This window comes from Shewanella algae (genome assembly GCF_009183365.2).
GTDB lineage: Bacteria > Pseudomonadota > Gammaproteobacteria > Enterobacterales > Shewanellaceae > Shewanella > Shewanella algae.
Genome location: NZ_CP068230.1, coordinates 3,358,092 through 3,375,932, shown reverse-complemented (window position 1 = coordinate 3,375,932; position 17,841 = coordinate 3,358,092). Strand labels below are relative to the sequence as shown.

Here is a 17,841-nt window from a genome sequence, read left to right as displayed (position 1 = left end):
TGTCTTTTCTGCCACACCGGGAAAGTTACAGCGCAGCGTAACTTTTTCCTTGTTATGCTCGCGCTCCAATAAGACGCGTTGCTAGCTTTATATGCGATGTATTGGCCAAAGCCCAGATTGACCGATACTTCACAAGTGGAATGAGACCAAAAACGACCGTTACGATAAGCCCAAGCACAGATAACTGGTCATTTCCGCCTGAGCTTAATTGCATTAGTAGCCTGTAGGCAGCGTAGCCACACCCAACAACGAACGCCAATAAAGCAAGGCCCACAACAAGGTGAACGGCCAATGATGCTGTTGTAGCCCACCTTACTCGGCGCTCCCTCTGAATAGCCCGGATGGAATTTAACTCCTCTATCGCTGCGCTACCTTCCGCTGCTTGCTTTTCCAAATGACTCCGTTCGCGAAGGTGGTGCTCATAGTCTCTGTGATCTAAAAACGCGAGTGCATGATCAATATTTTCATCCGTTATCGCCTCAGGAGTCGCAACGTGAGCACGCAACTCGTTGAATAGAATCTTTGTTTCTGCCTCAGTGATTTTCCCTGCACCAAAATCTTCCTTAATCTTGTCAAACTTTTCCGAAACCGAACCTTGAATCTGAGACGACAGAACTACTTGAGCCTTCGCTAGCACGCTAAGTGACTGTGGGTGGGCTCGCTCCTTAGCTAGATTCTTGTGAACCCTAAACCAAAGTCTATTCGTTATGAACTCCAGATCTGTAGCATATGGAACACTCGTCGCACTGCTCCTCACATCTGGATGGAATGCCAAATAATTAGATATGTAACTCCCAGAAACCAAAATAAATCCAATATCTTCAAGTGGCTTGGAGCTTTTTCCCGCTCTGAGAGAGTTAATCTTAGTAAACATGCGCAAAGTGCTAAAACATTTTTCCTTTGGAAAATCTCTTCGCCGCTCCTTGAACTCCCTTTCAATTTTTTCCAAAAGGCTAGAGCTTTCGATGTTAAGCTCTTCAACAACCACTTCTTCGCTTGCTTCTGCACGACGTATACCGAGAGTGTTGAGATCGGCAAAAAACTTGGCCTTTTTTGTTATCACATCTCCCTTTGAAGCGCAGCCGTTAACAATCGTCGCCATTGCTGGCTTCGATGGATCAAGCGCAGCTTTTCCTTCAACTATGTCTTCGGCCGCACGAAAAAACCTGTCTACCTCATCAATGCATTCTGAAAAATAGCGCAAGTGTATAAGTCGACTCCCTTTTTCCCTTACATCGCTTGCGAGACCAATAAGGTCCTGAACGAGCTGCTTATATAGCACCCCGTTCATGCCGACAGCGTTAAACAGATGTTCCGTATCCAGAAAGACAGTTAGCTTAGACTCCATACATTTATATGATTCATGTCAGGGGCATGGCGAACCCCGTCATATAGGATAAATCCTTCCCTAATGGCGTTAAGCTGGGCCGTTAAATTAGGATCTCCCTGCCCCCTGAGAACAAATGCACTGATTTCTTTCGAAAATCTAGTGTTTGATTCGTTATCGAATAAGTAGTCACAAAAACACCGAGCTAAAAGCTCCCGCTGCTCAGATGTCAGTGTTCCAACGGTAGATTCAACATGCGTAGTTAGACAGGCAAGCACGCCTTGCTGCTGATCTTGAAGTTTTCGGAGATCGTCGACTAAAGCTTGCGATCCAAGAAGCTGATTCCGAGAAACGGAGTAGATACCGCTATCGTAGGACAAGATATCATCGCGCTTTCGAAGTCGATTACGAAGTGTGGTGCTCACCACTGCATCAGGGATATCGAATTCAAACTCACTGCGAAGCATCTCAGCCGCTTCAGTCGTATTGAAAGACCATCTCTGGGAAAATAGCAGAGCGGCCTTTATAAATTCGGCAATAACGTCGTAGACATCTTTGTCGCTTTCGTAAAGCTCACGAAACAAGACGACGGATGCCAAAAGTGTTCGCTGAGTCATATTTCTCTCTTATGTGTCCGTCCGGCTGATAAGCGCATAACGCTTCAATAACCGGCGCAGCTTTGCTGCGTCCGGCCCCAAAGGGGCGTAGTTGATTGACTTGTTAGGTTATTTTGCACTAAATTTCCTATTGAATTTGTCTAAAAGATGTTTGTCATTAACTTCGGACAAAAGCCTTTGAATAGCCATATTGTCAGTTTTGTCGGCTCTTTTGAACTTTCTTCCATAAACTCCATGCTCACACGTTGCTTGCTTGTCTTCTAAATCACGAAGGATTAATCGAGTTTTTTCTACAGCAGTTAAGTAGTTGGAAGAAATTTTTAATAAATCACGAGTTTTTATGTTTGATATTATGTACCTGTGGATTACTCGGTTTCGTAATTGATAGAGAGAATCCAGCTCATCAAATAGCTCTTGATCTCCAACGCCAGCTTCTAAGGCATGATTAAATATTTTTCTTTCCATAATGCCTCTTTCATGATCAGCCTGAAAAAGGTATTTGGTTTCAATACTATCAGTTTGGTCGCTTAACTGTTTTGCAATAACGATGCTTAGCCGGAGGTAAGCATCAATTAGATTGGCACATATCGCAATAACTTCAATGTAAGATTCTGACTCAATAGCAGAATGTAAGAGGTCATGTGACGCAGCTAGAGCACCGGTGAAACGGTCAAACTTATCAAGATCGGAAGCCAATTTTCGATCTTTTGAGGGGACAACTACTATTGAGTTTAATATTTGGCTAACTTTAGCTAGCTCATTAGTTATTCTCTTGTCATTCTCAAGGCCAATATCGTAAATGAATTTACCAATCAATGCTTGATCACCAAGCGCACCATAGAAAATATGTGCACAAAACTCAGAATCATCCATTCTGGACTGTTTCCACTCTAATTCTTTGACCCCGTTGGGGCTGGCTTCGGCAACAGTGGGCGCAAGCTCTGCAAGTGGATAACAACTTAATTGAAAGCAACCTAGCGAATCTTCATAGGATTGAAAGCTGTATGGTGATGTTTCACTCTCGCCTTCAATTGCCTGATTGAGATACTGCCACTCGATAGGAATATGAATAAGAAATATTCCGTTTGGCTCAGTCCAATGCTTCATTTTTTCTTATCAGTCTCATTCGACATGATTATTAACCTAACGCCGCGCACAGCGGCCGGAGGCGATTGGCGACTTTTTGTGCTGCGAAGCGCACAAAAGGTGACAATTGCCGGAGGTCCGTTGCTGCGCCTTGTTAAGTGCCACCATCTTTACCCACCGAATACTTAGCACCTAGATCCAATATAAAATGCCCTACTATCGATTTTTTTGGCTTATCTACGATGACCACTAGGTAAGTGTTATCTTTTGGCACTGGGATTCCGATATGTTGGAACTCCCCTTTTGGGCTCTCATAAATATGATCCACACGCCAGTCCCAAGCTGAGCAATTGTGATAATCGCTTTCTATGATAAGATCTGCGTAACTCCAAAGATCAACGATCTCTTCCGCACTATCACTAACATTCACCATGTTTGGAAATAAAGTAGCTTCGTATTCATCTATTGTGAGTAGCTTCATTATTTTTCCTAGCACTTAACAGCTGTATAGTGCGCATGCGCGTTTTAGTCCTCGGAGGAGTGTAAACGCGCATCGCTATCTGTTTGTATTAGCTGGATATAATAGAGTTTAGTCCTAATATCCCTTGCAGCAAAACGCGCATGTGCGGTTTCCAAACCTATTATCTATCAGTTGTATTTTTTAACTTTATGAATTTAATGCTATTTTTTAAAGTGTTACAGAAATAACGCGCAAGCTTAGCTGCAAATTTCCGGCATTTTTCCTAGAACGTCAATAATACTGTATAGAAAATCAGTTCTTAGGCACTTACCATGAGCGCTTCAAGCCCTGCAACTAAGGGCCTTAAAACCAAGGGCCTTACAACCCAGGTCTTACAAAAAACGCTAAGTAAAGCCATGGCTACCGCACGGGTCCAAACTCTGTTTGTCCCTGCATTCCGTTGAAAACGGAAAAGCGCTGCTGCTTTCGGCCTTAAGCTTAAGGAAGTGCTAAAGCCAAGCTATTGAATTAGTTATACAATACCCAGTACTGGATGTGAAAACAATTAGCTAAAGGTCAAGTTTTGACAAAGGCAACAAAACCCTGATTTGGTTTGTTTTTGAAGCGGAATTGACTGAGTGTTTGCATTCTTCCCTGTTTTTGACGGTCACAGTCCCACCAGAACTAGAGCCAGAGCCTGAAAATTAGGTGTATGTCTGCAAGCACTTCAGGTGTTTCAGGTTACTCCGTACTAACAGAATTGCACGAATTCCCCCCTCGGTGTAGCTGACAACCGTTGGCGAAAATAACGTGGTTAAGCCGCGGCCAATCACCTGCGGTGCGCCTTTCGCACAGGCGATCCAGTGACACGGCGTGAATACGTCCATGTAGCCTCGACGAAAACGTCCCTGTTTTCGACGGTCACAGTTTCGCCTATGCCTGGAAATGAGAGTATGTCTGCAGACACTTCAGATGTTTCAAGCTACTCCATTCTCACAGAATTGCACCGATTCCCGCTCGAAGCGGCCGCAGGGCGTTGATGTCAATCGCGTAGCGAGGCATGGATGCCGAAGCAGCGCCAGTCGAATCAGGGATGAGCGTCTGGCGCGATAGCGAATTGGCATCATAAGCACAAGGGGTTTTCCGCTGCGTCGCGGGTCGCTGGGGGGTTGGAAAGGGGGCGAGTCGATACAGCCCCCTTTCCTCGGGTGTGGGGCGAAGCTCCACGACTTTAGGCCGCTGGCACAGCGGCTATCATAGCTTCCAGCTAAAAGTTCCTAAGTTAGTATTGGCCGAGCTTCCGGCCACGGTGTAGTCCATCACCTGCGGTGCGCTCTCGCACAGGCGATCCTGTGACTTGCTGTGACCCCCTCCCTGGGCGCTCGACGAAAACGTCCCTGTTTTCGACGGTCACAGTTCCGCCTATGCCTGAAAGTGGGGTGTATGTCTGTAGGCTTTGCACGATTTCAAATTCAGATAATCATCAGGAACCTCAAATGCTAAAGGTGTACACTTTTCCCGCTCGAAGCGGCCGCAGGGCGTTGATGTCAATCGCGTAGCGAGGCATGGATGCCGAAGCAGCGCCAGTCGAATCAGGGATGAGCGTCTGGCGCGATAGCGAATTGGCATCATAAGCACAAGGGGTTTTCCGCTGCGTCGCGGGTCGCTGGGGGTTTGGAAAGGGGGCGAGTCGATACAGCCCCCTTTCCTCGAGTGTGGGGCGAAGCTCCACGACTTTAGGCCGCTGGCACAGCGGCTAACATAGCTTTCAGTTCAAAATAACCAAATAACATTGATTGGGCTTCCAGCAACAGATGCCTCACATTGCCTGCCGCAGGCTTATGCACAGGCGATCCTGTGACACGCTGCGAGTACGTCCCTGTATGCTCTGCCTCGCCATCCCTAGCTCGGAAGGTCACAGTTCCGCCTGTGCCTGGAAATTAGGTGTATGTCTGAAGACACTTCAGATGTTTCAAGCTACTCAGTGCTAACAGAATTGCACCAATCCCCCTCGATGTCGCCGACAGCCGTTGGCGTAAATAACGTGGCTAAGGGCGAATACACCTATGAGCACGAGCCCCAGATGGATTTGAGTACCAAATCCGCGCGGTTGAAATGAAAACCAAGAGAGTCCTCTTGGTCGAGGGGCAAATCGAGGGGCAAAGCGCCGCGACTTATAGTTTCAATCGCGGGCGAGTTTCAGTCGCGGGTCGCGATACAATATCTGTTACGGCCGGCGGCCTTGGCGCGATAAAGTGCACGGTCGGCCTGTTCAAACAGTTGATCCTGATTTACTCCGGCGCTCCAGGCGGCTATGCCTATGCTGCAGGCGATGCCGTGGCGGTGAAACAGGGTTTCGTTGGCGAGCATTTCGAGCAGGCGCTCGCTCATGCGCACCGCCGACTCCAGATTGCCTTCTACCAATACCACAAACTCGTCGCCACCTATGCGAAAAGCCTGGTCGGCATTGCGGATGCCACACTTAAGCAGCTTGCCGAACTGAGTCAGCACTCTGTCACCAAACTTGTGGCCAAGACTGTCGTTGAGCTGCTTGAAATTATCCAGATCAAGCACCACCAGAGATATCGGGCTGTGAGCCCGTCCGGCTCTGGCGAGCGAGGTACGGATACACTGACCGAAATAGTGGCGGTTGCCAAGCTCGGTCAGGGAATCAAACATCGCCTGTTCCGACATCTGCGAATAGGCGATGGCGTTGAACAGCGGCTGTGACAGCAGGGCTTCTATCTGTTCAAGCTCTGCCTGCTCCACCGGGCTCAACACCCTTTGCAACCGGTAGCGCAGCTTGGCGGTGCCCAGTTTACTGACCAGTTCTCTGCTCACCGTACTTTGAGAAGTACGCCCCCAGTGAAATTGATGTCCTTTCAGTCGCAGCTGTACTCCCTGTACCGGCAAATATTGTTGCAGCAGTTTGCCATAGCAGGCAAATACTGTCCGGGGATCGAGACTCGCATGCAACCGCTGAACCGCCTGCAGCAGATCCATCTTGGGACGGATAGCCTGAGGTTGATCAGACAGATACTGATAGTCTTCAGGGTAAAACTCTGTTGCCAGACCAAAGTCCATCATAAATACTCCAATAAGGCAGAACCTTTCACGACTGTTACAATGCAAAATGCGTGCCCGATAGGCTTTTGTCTGATTTGTATATAGATCTCATTGAGTTAAGCTTTGGAGTGTTACAGGCAATGTTCATGTGACAAGTATTTGACGCCGACAAAATAATGAATTGAACCTTAGAGAGCAGGGGAGTGCGCATGGAACATGGATTCTTTATCCAGATCCTCTTGATGCTGGTTATTGCCATAGTAGCGATAGCCTTGCTCAGGCGTATAGGCTTGCCCGCTATTCTGGCCTACCTGCTGACGGGGGTTATCAGCGGTCCTTCCGGGTTCAATTGGTTTTCGCAGCACCAGATGCAGTCAGTGGCCGAACTTGGGGTGGTGCTACTCATGTTTACCCTGGGACTGGAGTTTTCTGTACCCAGGCTCTGGGCCATGCGCCGCACTGTATTTGGCCTCGGCAGTGCTCAGGTGGTATTGACCACCTTGCTGGCCATGGGGGCCGGATTACTCTTTATCAGCGACGTGACTCAGGCGCTGGTGATAGGTTCAGTGACAGCCTTGTCTTCCACCGCCATAGTGCTGAAACTGCTCAACGACAAGGGCTGGCTCAAGCGCCGCCATGGCGAACTATCGGTCAGTGTGTTGCTGTTCCAGGACCTGGCCGTGGTGCCCTTGCTTATTCTGCTGCCTTTGCTTGCCGATGGCAGCGAGCCTTTGACTGTTCTGCAGCTTGGGACTGCTCTGGGGAAGGGGATCCTGGCCTTTATTGTGTTGATGGCCTTTGGTAAGTGGGCTCTGCCCAAACTGTTTGATGAAGTTGCCCGTTCCCGCTCCAACGAGCTGTTTGTGTTATCGACTCTGGTGGTGGCGCTCTTGACCGGCGCCTTTACCCAGTGGCTGGGGTTGTCCATGGCATTGGGGGCCTTTATGGCCGGGATGCTTCTGGGTGAGAGCCAGTACCGGCGCCAGTTGGAGGCGGATATTCGCCCGTTTCGGGATCTCTTGATGGGACTGTTCTTTATCTCCATAGGTATGTTGCTCGACTTCAGTCTGGTGCTGGCCTATTGGTGGCAAATTTTACTGTTGCTGTTGGCGGTGATAGTCGGCAAGACGGCGATAGTATTTGCCCTGCTGAGGCTGGCCAAAGAGCCTTTCAGGGTGGCCATGTCCACCGGCCTCAGTTTGGCACAGGTGGGGGAGTTTTCATTCGTGGTGCTGGCCCTGGCGGTGAGTTATCAATTGTTGGCCCCCAGTGTCAGTAACACTTTGGTGATGGTTGCCGTACTGTCGATGGCACTGGCGCCGGCATTGGTGCGTCATAGCATAGACATAGCCAGGCTGCTGCAGGGCCTTAAACTCAGGCCGGAACCGGCGGAAAACCTGCCGCCTTTGGATCCCCAGCAAGATCTGGTTCTGCTGCTGGGTTATGGCCGGGTTGGGCAGACCATAGGGCGGTTTCTCAAGGCCGAAGCTATCCCTTTTATTGCCCTCGACCGGGATCCCTCCCGGGTTGCCGAGGCGCGCCGGGCCGGAGAGCCGGTGTATTTCGGCGATGCTTGTAAACGCAGTTTGCTCAAACAAGCCAATGTGCGCCACGCCAAGAGTATAGTGCTGACCTTTTGCGAGCAGCCGCAGTTGGAAGAGGCCTTGGTGCTGTGTCGGCAATTGGCACCCGAGGCGCGGATTATGGTGCGAACCCGGGATGACAGCGAGCTTGAACAACTGGAGCAGGCCGGTGCCAGTCAGGTTATTCCGGAAACTCTGGAAGGCAGCTTGATGCTGGTATCTCAGGTGTTGTATCAGTCAGGGGTACCCTTGTCGCGGATCCTCAAACGGCTGGAGTCGGAGCGGCGCAATCACTATCAGTATCTGCACGGTTTCTTTTCCGGTGAGGAAGCCGACTTCTCTCTCGAATTACTGCATGCAGTGGCTTTGCCAAGAGGCGCCAGCGCCGTGGGGAAATTCAGTGCCGAGATCCCCTGGCAACAGCTCAGGGTGGAACTGAGAGCAGTGCGCCGCGGCGGCAGGGAGTACGAGCCGCCGGATGACGATTGGCAGTTCCGTGCCGGTGATACCTTGCTTATTCGCGGCAAGCCCAGAAGGGTGGAGAAGGCCGAAGTTATTTTGCTTCAAGGCTGATTGCCCGGCCGCTGGCGTTGGTTTTATTTGCACGTTAAATGGGGTACTCTGCGACCTTTGTGGAGCTGAATGCCGGGAAGGACTGCTTGGCTGCATGTTGCAGCGACTTTTCCTGAATAAGCGCAAACCCGAGTGACCTACAAGGAGTTGGCAACCGTGACCCATGACAGTAATGATGGCCTCGATATCTCGTTCGAGGAACTGTTTGAGATTTTGACTTCTACCCAGCAGCTGCTGTTTTGCCGTGATGGCGATGTGCCGCTGATCCTGCCGGTAAATATCGATGGCAATGAAGAGGCCAGTCATTGTTATGCCTACCTTCCCATGATGGATGAGCAGGATGCGAGCCGGGTGCTTGCAGAGAATCTTAAACAACCGGCGGATTACTATCTCAAACCCATGCATTGGCAACGGCTTATTCTGACCGCTCATTTCAATGAGGTGCTGTTGCTGGAGCTGGCGGGCAAACTCGTGCTGCCGGTGGAAGATCAGCAAGCCTACCTGAGCTATATGGCGGGGCGCCTCAATGGTGAAGACTGCGTACTGCGGGTCAACAATGTGGAAATCAGCCCTTGGCTCACCGGAGAGGCCGACGCCTGGGAGCTGGTGGAAGCACTGTTTGCCCGTTACGCCTCACTCAAGGGGATCTGGCTGGCCGACTGTCTGTGGCAACAGCCCGAAGGCAAACCCGGTAAGCTGGTAGTTCTCGACGCCGAGCTGGCCAGCTACGAGATGTCGGCCGCCTTGCAGGATCAGGCCAAGGCGCTGGGCTACACGCTTGTCCAACTGAGAGATTTGACCCTGGATTATCAGCTGGATGCGCTGACCATACTGCCGCCGCTGGTGAGCCGAAGTGAAGCGGGGGAAGTGCGTCTCTATGTCGGTGACCCAAACCAGCCCTTTATTCCGTTTCAGCGCCACCACATAGTGCAAACCACAGTCGACAACCAAGAGAGCGATTCCCATGGTTTACAGGCTGAGAACATAGCCGCGACCGCCAATGAGCGGGAGCAAGGCTCCACACCAACCTTTGCCGTGACTCTGGTATCAGTGTTGCTGGTGGTGGCCCTACTCATCTTTTTCGCCTGATCCATGCTCAACTGATATCGAAAAAGGCTTTCAATTCATCAATCTGGCACATGGCATCCTGATAACCCAAATCTATCAGGGCGCCTGTGTAGGCGTTCTCAAACAGCAGATAAGACACAATACTGGTGTCCGACTGGCTGTCTATGCCAATCAAAGCCAGCAGCCGGCGAATGGCGAAGGGCATCTCCTGATAGTAACGCTTGGCCAGCTCACTGAGATCTTCACTGGGTTTAATCACCAAGGTATCAATTGGCCTCAAATCCAACTGTTGGCGGCTCTGTTCCGGTACCAGCGCCAGAGTGCTGTTGATGCGCCTGAGCCGCTCCAGATCTGAATTCAGGGTATCGGAAAAGATGGTATCCAGCAGATGACCTGCAATGGTGGCCGTCTTGGGATGATAATCCAGTTCAAGGGGGGTGTTCTTGTGTGGGCTGTCCAGGTTGATCACCATGATCCGCTTGGCGCCCAGATGTATCGGGCTGGACAGCGGCGCCAATTGATGCACTGAGCCATCGCCATAGTAAGACTGGGACAGCTTAATTGAGGGGAACACCAAAGGAATGGCGGAGCTGGCCATCAGGTGCTCTGTGTGCAGCCGGGTGCGCTCGCCGCTGCGTCTGGCCCTTTGCCAGTTCTCCAGCTCCTTGTGGGCCTGAAAGAAGGTCACGGAGCGCGAGCTGTTGTAGCAGGAGGTGTCAATGCTCAGTGCCATCAGGGAGCCGCCGCGGATGTTGCGATCGATTCGCTCGAAGTTAATCAGCTCATTGAGCAGTTGCCGCAAGGGTTCATTGTCCAGCAAACTGCCGGCGTCGGTATTGACCAGATCTCCCTGCATGCCACGAAGGGCCATCTTGGCCAGATGTGCCAGCACGCCGGTATTGGAGGCGCGGTAGACTTTCTCAGTGTGGATATTACGCCAGATCCATTCCAGCTTTCTCAGCCCAAGGTGAAAACAGGATGCATGGGTGGCGATGGCGGTACCATTGATGGCTCCGGCCGAAGTGCCGCAAACAATCTTGAATGGAATGGCGTGATTGCGGGGATAAAACTGCACCAGTGCCTTGAGCACCCCAACCTGATAGGCCGCCCTGGCACCACCGCCCCCCAACACCAAAGCCCTGCTTTCCGGCACAGCGCCTCCTTTGCTTAAAGCCCAGAACCATAAGAGAATGCCAAGATATAGTATTGTCGCCACTAGTTTGGCTAGCTCAGTTTAACTCTAGCTGGCTTTCCTGTGGTCGGAGAAGCAAAAAACCGCCCTGAGGCGGTTTTTTTAATGATAGCGGATGCTTATCTTATGCGAGCCGATTTTGGATCTGCTCGAGAATACCACTGGCATCCAGCTTAAGCTCGGTCAGTATCTCTTCCGGTGAGCCGTGCTTGATAAATTCATCCGGCAGGCCAATTTGTAGCACAGGCTTGCAGATCCCCTGGCTGGCCAGATACTCGAGCACGCCACTGCCGGCGCCGCCCATGATGGCGTTCTCTTCCACTGTTACCAGCAAGTCATGATTGGCGGCCAGTTCCTTGATCAAATCTTCATCCAAGGGTTTGACAAAGCGCATATCGGCGACTGTGGCATCCAGGCTTTCGGCGGCTTCCAGGCTGGCTGCCAGGGTAGTGCCGAAGTTGAGAATGGCAATCTGTTTGCCCTGACGTCTGACAAGGCCTTTGCCTATCGCCATGGCCGTCATCTCTTCAACCTGCTCGGCGCCGGTTGCACTGCCGCGAGGGTAGCGCACTGCGCTTGGGCCCTTATTGTAGCAGTAGCCGGTGTAAAGCATCTGCCGACATTCGTTTTCATCGGATGGCGCCATTATCACCATGTTGGGTACGCAGCGCAGATAGCTGAGATCGAAGGCGCCCTGATGGGTTGGGCCATCGGCGCCCACAATGCCGCCACGGTCAATGGCAAACAGTACTGGCAGGCGCTGCAGTGCCACATCGTGGATCAACTGATCATAGCCGCGCTGCAGGAAGGTGGAGTAAATGGCCACTACCGGCTTATAGCCTTCACAGGCAAAGCCCGCGCCCAGAGTCACAGCATGTTGCTCGGCGATGGCGGCATCGAAGTATTGCTCGGGGAATTTCTGGGAGAACTCCACCATGCCGGAGCCTTCACGCATGGCCGGGGTGATCCCCAGTACCTTGTCATCCTTGGCGGCTATGTCGCACAGCCATTTGCCGAACACCTGGGAAAAACTGGGTTTGCCCGGCTTGGTGGCCGGCTTGCAAAACAGTGAAGGGTCAAACTTGGGCACCGCATGCCAGCCGATGGGATCTTTCTCTGCCGGCTCATAACCTTTGCCTTTCTTGGTCATGATATGCAGTACCTGCGGCCCCTTGAGGCTGCGCATGTTACGCAGGGTTTCTACCAGGGCATCCACATCGTGGCCATCGATAGGGCCTATGTAGTTGAATCCCAGCTCTTCAAACAGGGTTCCCGGAACCACCATGCCTTTCAGGTGTTCCTCGGTGCGGCGCGCCATCTCTTTGATGACGGGCATACCCTTGAGTACCTTCTTGCCGCCTTCACGTATTGTGGTGTAGAAGCGGCCGGACATCAGCTGTGCCAGGTGGTTGTTGAGGGCGCCGACGTTTTCCGAGATGGACATCTCGTTGTCGTTGAGCACCATCAGCATGTCTTTGTGCAGATCGCCGGCGTGGTTCATGGCTTCAAACACCATGCCGCCTGTCATGGCGCCATCGCCTATGACGGCCACCACTTTACGACCGGCTTGCTCTTTATCGGCGGCGACAGCCATTGCCAGTGCGGCTGAAATCGAGGTGCCTGAGTGACCAACACTGAAGGTGTCGTACTCACTCTCTTCCCGCCAGGGGAAAGGGTGCAAGCCACCTTTTTGGCGTATGGTAGGCATGCGATCGCGACGACCGGTAAGAATCTTGTGCGGGTAAGCCTGATGACCCACATCCCAGACCAGGCGGTCAAACGGGGTGTTGTAGACATAATGCAGCGCCACGGTCAGCTCTACAGTGCCTAACCCTGAAGCAAAGTGACCGCTCGACATGCCCACAGATTTTAATAAAAACTCCCTGAGCTCGTCGGCCAGCTGAGGAAGCAGGCTTTGTGGAAGCTGACGCAGCTCTTCCGGGGTATTGGCCTGTGCCAGCACAGGAAACTGAGTGATATCCAGACTCATAACGAGATACTTTGTCTCTTTTTATACTCTTCGCTCAACGATATAGCGGGCGAATTCGGCAATTAACTGGCTATTGTATGGCAATTTGGCCAGCGCTGATAGTGCATCTTCCAGCAGTTTTTGGGCTGTGGCCTTGGCGCCCTCCAGTCCCAACAGTTTAGGATAAGTACTCTTGTTGGCGTCGAGATCCGACCCCTGGGGCTTACCCAGCTCTTCTGTACTGCCGGTGATATCGAGAATGTCATCCTGTACCTGGAATGCCAGACCTATGGCATCGGCGTATTCCAGCAGTGCCTGCCTTTCATTATCATCGACATCGGCGGCAATTACCGCAAACTCGACGGCGCAGCGGATAAGGGCACCTGTCTTCAATCTGTGCAGGGCGGTGAGCTGCGCAAGGGAGATCTCTTTGTCTGTGGCATTGAGATCCTGGGCCTGGCCGCCGCACATACCGCGGTAGCCGGAGGCTTTGGCCAGCGACTGCACCAGGCGCAGGTGTTGGCGGTCGCTGAGGCCCTCGATATCGCTGCTGATAAGTTCAAAGGCCAAGGTCTGCAAGGCATCACCGGCCAGAATGGCGGTGGCTTCGTCAAAGGCGATATGCACTGTCGGCTGACCGCGGCGCAGGGCATCGTCGTCCATGGCCGGCAGATCGTCATGGATCAGCGAGTAAGCGTGAATACATTCTATGGCGGCGGCGCAATCATCGAGGCGCTCAAGGGGAACGCCGAGCATCTCGCCCACAGAGTAAACCAGAAACGGCCGAATACGTTTACCGCCCAGCAGGGCACCATGTCGCATGGCAGCCTTGAGTTTGGGCTCGGTATCATCCAGGGTGTCCAGAATGGTGCCAATCCTTTGATTGACTCTCTGCTGGTATTGGTTAATAGCTTGGGTTAACACTCACTCACCCTCGACATCAAATGGGCTCAATGGCGCCTGGGGATCCTGGGCCAGCAGTATGGCAACTTTCTGTTGCGCCTGTTCCAGTTTAGCCTGGCTGCTGCGCACCAGACCTATGCCACGCTCGAACTGTTTGAGAGCATCGTCCAGCGATACTTCACCGCGTTCCAGCTCGGCGACTATGCGTTCCAGTTCGTTGAGAGATTCTTCAAAGCTCAGATTTTCGGGTTTTTTGGCCACATCGGTTTCCTTGGTGCACCTTGGTTGCCGGCCCATTCCTGCGACCTGATTGTCACGGTGCAAAGGTATAAGGGGAGGGGATTGGCTGCAGGTGTCTTGGCGTTATGTTCAGCGTGACACAAGGTATATCAGGGCGCGATAAGGGTCAAATTGAAGCGCCCGTTATTTGCTCAACAGCACGCTTTGTCGCTGATTTTTTTTGGAGAAAATTAAAATCTTCCTAAACTTGCCTAAGCCCTGTCCGATAACTCAAAATAGAAACTGTTGAAAATTATCATATTCATCTCCTGCGAATAGCCAAGATCCTATATCACCCTTTGAGGCGGATCGGCTTGTATGGGATAGAGATCCCGGCCACACTGTGTCGGGTCTGCTTTAGAGGTGAGGAGCCACTGTGGATTTAGCAACCCTGATAGGACTGGTAGGTGCTTTTGCTTTTATTATCATGGCAATGGTCAGCAGTGGCGGCATTGCAATCTTTATTGATGTGCCTTCGGTATTGATTGTGATGGTAGGTTCGCTGTTTGTGGTGATGATGAAATTCAACCTCAAGCAGTTTTTGGGGGCGGTCAAGATTGCCGCCAAGGCGTTTATGTTCAAACTGGACAAACCCGAAGAGTTGATTGAACAGTCGGTCACCATGGCCGACGCCGCCCGTAAAGGGGGCTTCCTGGCGCTGGAAGAGGCGCAAATTTCCAACAGTTTTATGCAAAAAGCGGTCGACATGCTGGTGGACGGCCACGACGGCGATGTGGTGCGTGAAGCACTGGAGAAAGACATTCAGCTGACCGAAGAGCGCCACAAGGCGGGGATCAGTATCTTCAAGGCGCTGGGTGATGTGGCGCCGGCTATGGGCATGATAGGTACCCTGATTGGTCTGGTGGCCATGTTGTCCAACATGGATGACCCTAAATCCATCGGCCCGGCAATGGCGGTGGCCTTGCTGACCACCTTGTACGGTGCGGTTATTGCCAACATGGTGGCGATTCCGATTGCCGATAAGCTGGCGCTGCGGATGAACGAAGAGATGCTCAACCGCAACCTGATTATGGACGCTGTACTGGCGATTCAGGATGGCCAGAACCCCAGGGTGATTGAGGGCTTCCTCAAAAATTACCTGTCTGAGAAGCAGCGCAAAATAGATACAACGGACGGAGAGTAACACTATGGCCAAGCCCAAGTGCGATTGTCCCCCACCCGGCGCACCCATGTGGCTGGCAACCTTTGCCGACCTGATGTCGCTGCTGATGTGTTTCTTCGTGCTGCTGCTGGCCTTCTCCGAAATGGATGTCATGAAGTTCAAACAGATAGCCGGCTCTATGAAATACGCCTTCGGGGTGCAGAACAAGGTTGAAGTGAAAGACATTCCCAAAGGTACCTCAGTGATTGCGCTGGAGTTCCGCCCCGGACGCCCGGATCCCACCCCGATTGAAATAATCAACCAGCAAACCAACGAGATGACCCAGCAGATCCTCGAGTATCAGGAAGGGGATGACGACAGTGCCGGTGGCGTGCAGCAGCAAAGGGGCGAGCAGCGTGGCGGCGAGGCTTCGGCCACGGCGCAGGAGCAGGCCGAAGACAAGAAGGCCCAGGAACAGCAGGCGGCTCAGGATCAGATTAACGAGCAGGTCAAGAAGATGGCCGAGGCGCTCAACAAAGAGATAGTGGACGGCGCTATTGAAATCGAGTCTCTGGGGCAGCAGATTATCATCCGTATTCGGGAGAAGGGCGCCTTTGCCTCAGGTTCGGGGTTCCTGCAACCCAGGTTCAAACCTGTGGTGCAGGCGGTTGGCGAGCTACTCAAGGATGTACCCGGGATAATCACAGTCTCCGGCCACACGGATGACATGCAGATAAGCAATGAGCTGTACAGCTCCAACTGGGACCTATCCAGCCAGCGGGCGGTGGCCGTGGCTCACGAATTGGTCAAGGTGCCCGGCTTTGATGCCAGCAGAATGAAAGTGGTGGGCATGGCTTCCACTGCGCCTTTGGTGCCCAACGACTCGCCGGAGAATCGCGCCCGTAACCGCAGGGTGGAAATCTCCATTGAGCAGGGCAAGGCCAAAGAGTCTGATGAGATTGAAGTCGATCCCAATCTTTGATGGCGCAGCATCATCAGAATCAGAGCAGCCTGAAAACGGCTGCTTTTTTTATGCTTCTGCAATCCGGGCACGGCTTTGGAGTGGCAAATCTCTGTGCCAGTTAGCGGGTCTTTGTTATAATCCCACGATTGCTGTTTGAAATTTTTTTCCTCGGGATCCCCATGAAGTTTATCGTAAAGCTGTATCCAGAAATCATGATGAAGAGCAAACCGGTAAGAATGCGTTTTACCAAGATGCTCGAGTCCAATATCCGCAATGTACTCAAAAAAGTGGATGAAGACGCTGCCGTTACCCGCCAGTGGGATCGGATTATGGTGCAGGTTCCCAAAGACAAACCCCAGCTAAAACAAGTTTTTGCCGAGCGTCTGGCTTGTATCCCCGGGATTTCTACCATCAGCCAGGTCAATGAATACAGCTTTGAAACCGTTGATGATATCTACCAGCATGCGCTCAAGGTGTATGCCGACGAGCTGGCGGGTAAGACCTTCTGTGTCCGCGCCAAGCGCAGCGGCAAGCACGACTTCAGTTCGCAGGATGTGGAGCGTTACGTAGGTGGTGGCCTGAACCAGTTTACCGAAGCGGCCGGTGTGCGCCTCAAAGACCCGGATATGACCATTCATCTGGAGATCAACAACGACAAACTCTACCTGGTGGAGAGAAAGATCCCCGGGCTTGGTGGATTCCCGATCGCGACCCAGGAAGATGTGCTGTCCCTGATCTCCGGCGGTTTTGACTCTGGGGTGTCCAGTTTCCAATTTATCAAGAAGGGTTCCCGTACCCACTACTGCTTCTTCAACCTGGGCGGCGCCCAGCACGAAATCGGGGTCAAGCAGGTGGCGCACCATTTGTGGAAGACCTATGGCGAGTCGCATAAAGTCAAGTTTGTGACCGTTCCCTTTGAGCCCGTAGTGGCCGAAATCCTCGAGCGTATAGACAATGGCCTGATGGGCGTCATACTCAAGCGGATGATGATGCGCGCCGCCGCCAGGGTGGCGGAGCGTATGGGGGTTCAGGCACTGGTCACAGGTGAGAGCCTGGGACAGGTATCCAGCCAAACCTTGACCAACCTCAATGTGATTGACCGCTGTGTCGATACCCTGATCCTCAGACCTTTGATCACCATGGACAAGCAGGACATCATCAACGAGAGCCGCAAGATAGGTACGGAAGACTTTGCCAAGTCCATGCCTGAATACTGCGGCGTGATTTCACAAAAACCCACGGTCAAGGCGGTGTTGTCCAAGGTTGAAGCCGAGGAAACCAAGTTTTCCGAAGATTTGCTGGACCGGATTATCGCCGATGCCGTGGTCATGGATATTCGGGAGATAGCAACCGACATGGATACCAAAGTAACGGAAACCGAAACCGTCGCCAGTGTCGGTCAGGGTGAAGTGGTGCTGGATATCAGGGCGCCGGAAGAGGAAGAGAGCAAGCCGCTGCAACTGGAAGGTGTCGAGATAGTTCATATTCCTTTCTTCAAGCTGGCCAGCGCCTTTGCCGAGCTTGATGGCAGCAAGACCTATCTGCTCTATTGCGACCGCGGTGTTATGAGTAAACTGCAGGCGCTCTACCTTCAGGAGCAAGGGCACGGTAACGTCAAGGTTTACCGCCCCTGATAAACAAAAAGCCGCCTC

At 52.2% G+C, this 17,841-nt stretch carries 14 protein-coding genes; 5 read left to right on the top strand and 9 right to left on the bottom strand.

The features are described 5' to 3' along the window. Positions 1 to 52: 52 nt before the first annotated feature. From E1N14_RS15180 to dgcS, 5 genes are all read right to left on the bottom strand, one after another. Positions 53 to 1,348: a hypothetical protein gene (locus E1N14_RS15180; protein ID WP_062794018.1), complete on the bottom strand. Its 1,296-nt coding sequence runs from the start codon at positions 1,346 to 1,348 to the stop codon at positions 53 to 55. Then, the gene (locus E1N14_RS15175) at positions 1,333 to 1,944 is read right to left on the bottom strand and encodes a hypothetical protein (protein ID WP_025012129.1); all 612 of its coding nucleotides are present in this window, start codon (positions 1,942 to 1,944) and stop codon (positions 1,333 to 1,335) included. The genes E1N14_RS15180 and E1N14_RS15175 overlap by 16 nt, the downstream gene beginning before the upstream one ends. 108 nt (positions 1,945 to 2,052) lie before the next feature. Continuing rightward, a complete protein-coding gene (locus tag E1N14_RS15170; RefSeq protein WP_025012130.1) occupies positions 2,053 to 3,051 on the bottom strand; it encodes a hypothetical protein in 999 nt (332 codons plus the stop codon). Between the two features lie 133 nt (positions 3,052 to 3,184). Then, the gene (locus E1N14_RS15165; protein WP_025012131.1) at positions 3,185 to 3,511 is read right to left on the bottom strand and encodes a hypothetical protein; all 327 of its coding nucleotides are present in this window, start codon (positions 3,509 to 3,511) and stop codon (positions 3,185 to 3,187) included. A 2,178-nt stretch (positions 3,512 to 5,689) separates the two neighbouring features. Further along, positions 5,690 to 6,577: a diguanylate cyclase DgcS gene (gene dgcS / locus E1N14_RS15160; RefSeq protein WP_306440256.1), complete on the bottom strand. Its 888-nt coding sequence runs from the start codon at positions 6,575 to 6,577 to the stop codon at positions 5,690 to 5,692. A gap of 188 nt (positions 6,578 to 6,765) precedes the next feature. Here dgcS and E1N14_RS15155 point away from each other — a divergent pair, with 188 nt between their 5' ends. Together E1N14_RS15155 and E1N14_RS15150 are read left to right on the top strand one after the other, a co-directional pair. Then, positions 6,766 to 8,712, top strand: coding sequence for a monovalent cation:proton antiporter family protein (locus tag E1N14_RS15155; protein ID WP_025012021.1), 1,947 nt, complete (start codon positions 6,766 to 6,768; stop codon positions 8,710 to 8,712). Positions 8,713 to 8,868: 156 nt separating this feature from the next. Further along, positions 8,869 to 9,801: a hypothetical protein gene (locus E1N14_RS15150; protein ID WP_062793960.1), complete on the top strand. Its 933-nt coding sequence runs from the start codon at positions 8,869 to 8,871 to the stop codon at positions 9,799 to 9,801. A gap of 7 nt (positions 9,802 to 9,808) precedes the next feature. Here the strand turns inward: E1N14_RS15150 and E1N14_RS15145 are convergent, their stop codons facing one another. The 4 genes from E1N14_RS15145 to xseB all read right to left on the bottom strand — a co-directional run bounded on the left by E1N14_RS15145 (position 9,809) and on the right by xseB (position 14,105). Continuing rightward, the gene (locus E1N14_RS15145) at positions 9,809 to 10,933 is read right to left on the bottom strand and encodes a patatin-like phospholipase family protein (RefSeq protein ID WP_025012018.1); all 1,125 of its coding nucleotides are present in this window, start codon (positions 10,931 to 10,933) and stop codon (positions 9,809 to 9,811) included. Between the two features lie 163 nt (positions 10,934 to 11,096). Further along, entirely contained in the window at positions 11,097 to 12,962 is a 1,866-nt protein-coding gene (gene dxs / locus E1N14_RS15140; protein ID WP_062793959.1) for a 1-deoxy-D-xylulose-5-phosphate synthase, read from the bottom strand. A gap of 21 nt (positions 12,963 to 12,983) precedes the next feature. Next, the gene (ispA, locus tag E1N14_RS15135) at positions 12,984 to 13,865 is read right to left on the bottom strand and encodes a (2E,6E)-farnesyl diphosphate synthase (RefSeq protein WP_025012017.1); all 882 of its coding nucleotides are present in this window, start codon (positions 13,863 to 13,865) and stop codon (positions 12,984 to 12,986) included. Beyond that, the gene (xseB, locus tag E1N14_RS15130) at positions 13,866 to 14,105 is read right to left on the bottom strand and encodes an exodeoxyribonuclease VII small subunit (protein ID WP_025012016.1); all 240 of its coding nucleotides are present in this window, start codon (positions 14,103 to 14,105) and stop codon (positions 13,866 to 13,868) included. It lies immediately after the preceding gene. A 394-nt stretch (positions 14,106 to 14,499) separates the two neighbouring features. Between xseB and pomA the strand changes: the two genes are divergently transcribed. The 3 genes from pomA (at position 14,500) to thiI (ending at position 17,823) form a co-directional block, all read left to right on the top strand. Next, positions 14,500 to 15,267, top strand: coding sequence for a flagellar motor protein PomA (pomA, locus tag E1N14_RS15125; RefSeq protein WP_025012015.1), 768 nt, complete (start codon positions 14,500 to 14,502; stop codon positions 15,265 to 15,267). A gap of 4 nt (positions 15,268 to 15,271) precedes the next feature. After that, positions 15,272 to 16,207 (top strand): flagellar motor protein MotB, encoded by a 936-nt coding sequence (locus tag E1N14_RS15120; RefSeq protein WP_025012014.1) that lies wholly within the window; start codon positions 15,272 to 15,274, stop codon positions 16,205 to 16,207. A gap of 161 nt (positions 16,208 to 16,368) precedes the next feature. Continuing rightward, the gene (gene thiI / locus E1N14_RS15115; protein WP_025012013.1) at positions 16,369 to 17,823 is read left to right on the top strand and encodes a tRNA uracil 4-sulfurtransferase ThiI; all 1,455 of its coding nucleotides are present in this window, start codon (positions 16,369 to 16,371) and stop codon (positions 17,821 to 17,823) included. The last annotated feature ends 18 nt before the right edge of the window (positions 17,824 to 17,841 follow it).

Bases quoted from the DNA above. Each gene is read 5' to 3' on its own strand.
- E1N14_RS15180 (WP_062794018.1), bottom strand. From the start codon at position 1,348: ATGGAGTCTAAGCTAACTGTCTTTCTGGATACGGAACATCTGTTTAAC.
- E1N14_RS15175 (WP_025012129.1), bottom strand. From the start codon at position 1,944: ATGACTCAGCGAACACTTTTGGCATCCGTCGTCTTGTTTCGTGAGCTT.
- E1N14_RS15170 (WP_025012130.1), bottom strand. From the start codon at position 3,051: ATGAAGCATTGGACTGAGCCAAACGGAATATTTCTTATTCATATTCCT.
- E1N14_RS15165 (WP_025012131.1), bottom strand. From the start codon at position 3,511: ATGAAGCTACTCACAATAGATGAATACGAAGCTACTTTATTTCCAAAC.
- dgcS (WP_306440256.1), bottom strand. From the start codon at position 6,577: ATGATGGACTTTGGTCTGGCAACAGAGTTTTACCCTGAAGACTATCAG.
- E1N14_RS15155 (WP_025012021.1), top strand. From the start codon at position 6,766: ATGGAACATGGATTCTTTATCCAGATCCTCTTGATGCTGGTTATTGCC.
- dxs (WP_062793959.1), bottom strand. From the start codon at position 12,962: ATGAGTCTGGATATCACTCAGTTTCCTGTGCTGGCACAGGCCAATACC.
- E1N14_RS15120 (WP_025012014.1), top strand. From the start codon at position 15,272: ATGGCCAAGCCCAAGTGCGATTGTCCCCCACCCGGCGCACCCATGTGG.
- thiI (WP_025012013.1), top strand. From the start codon at position 16,369: ATGAAGTTTATCGTAAAGCTGTATCCAGAAATCATGATGAAGAGCAAA.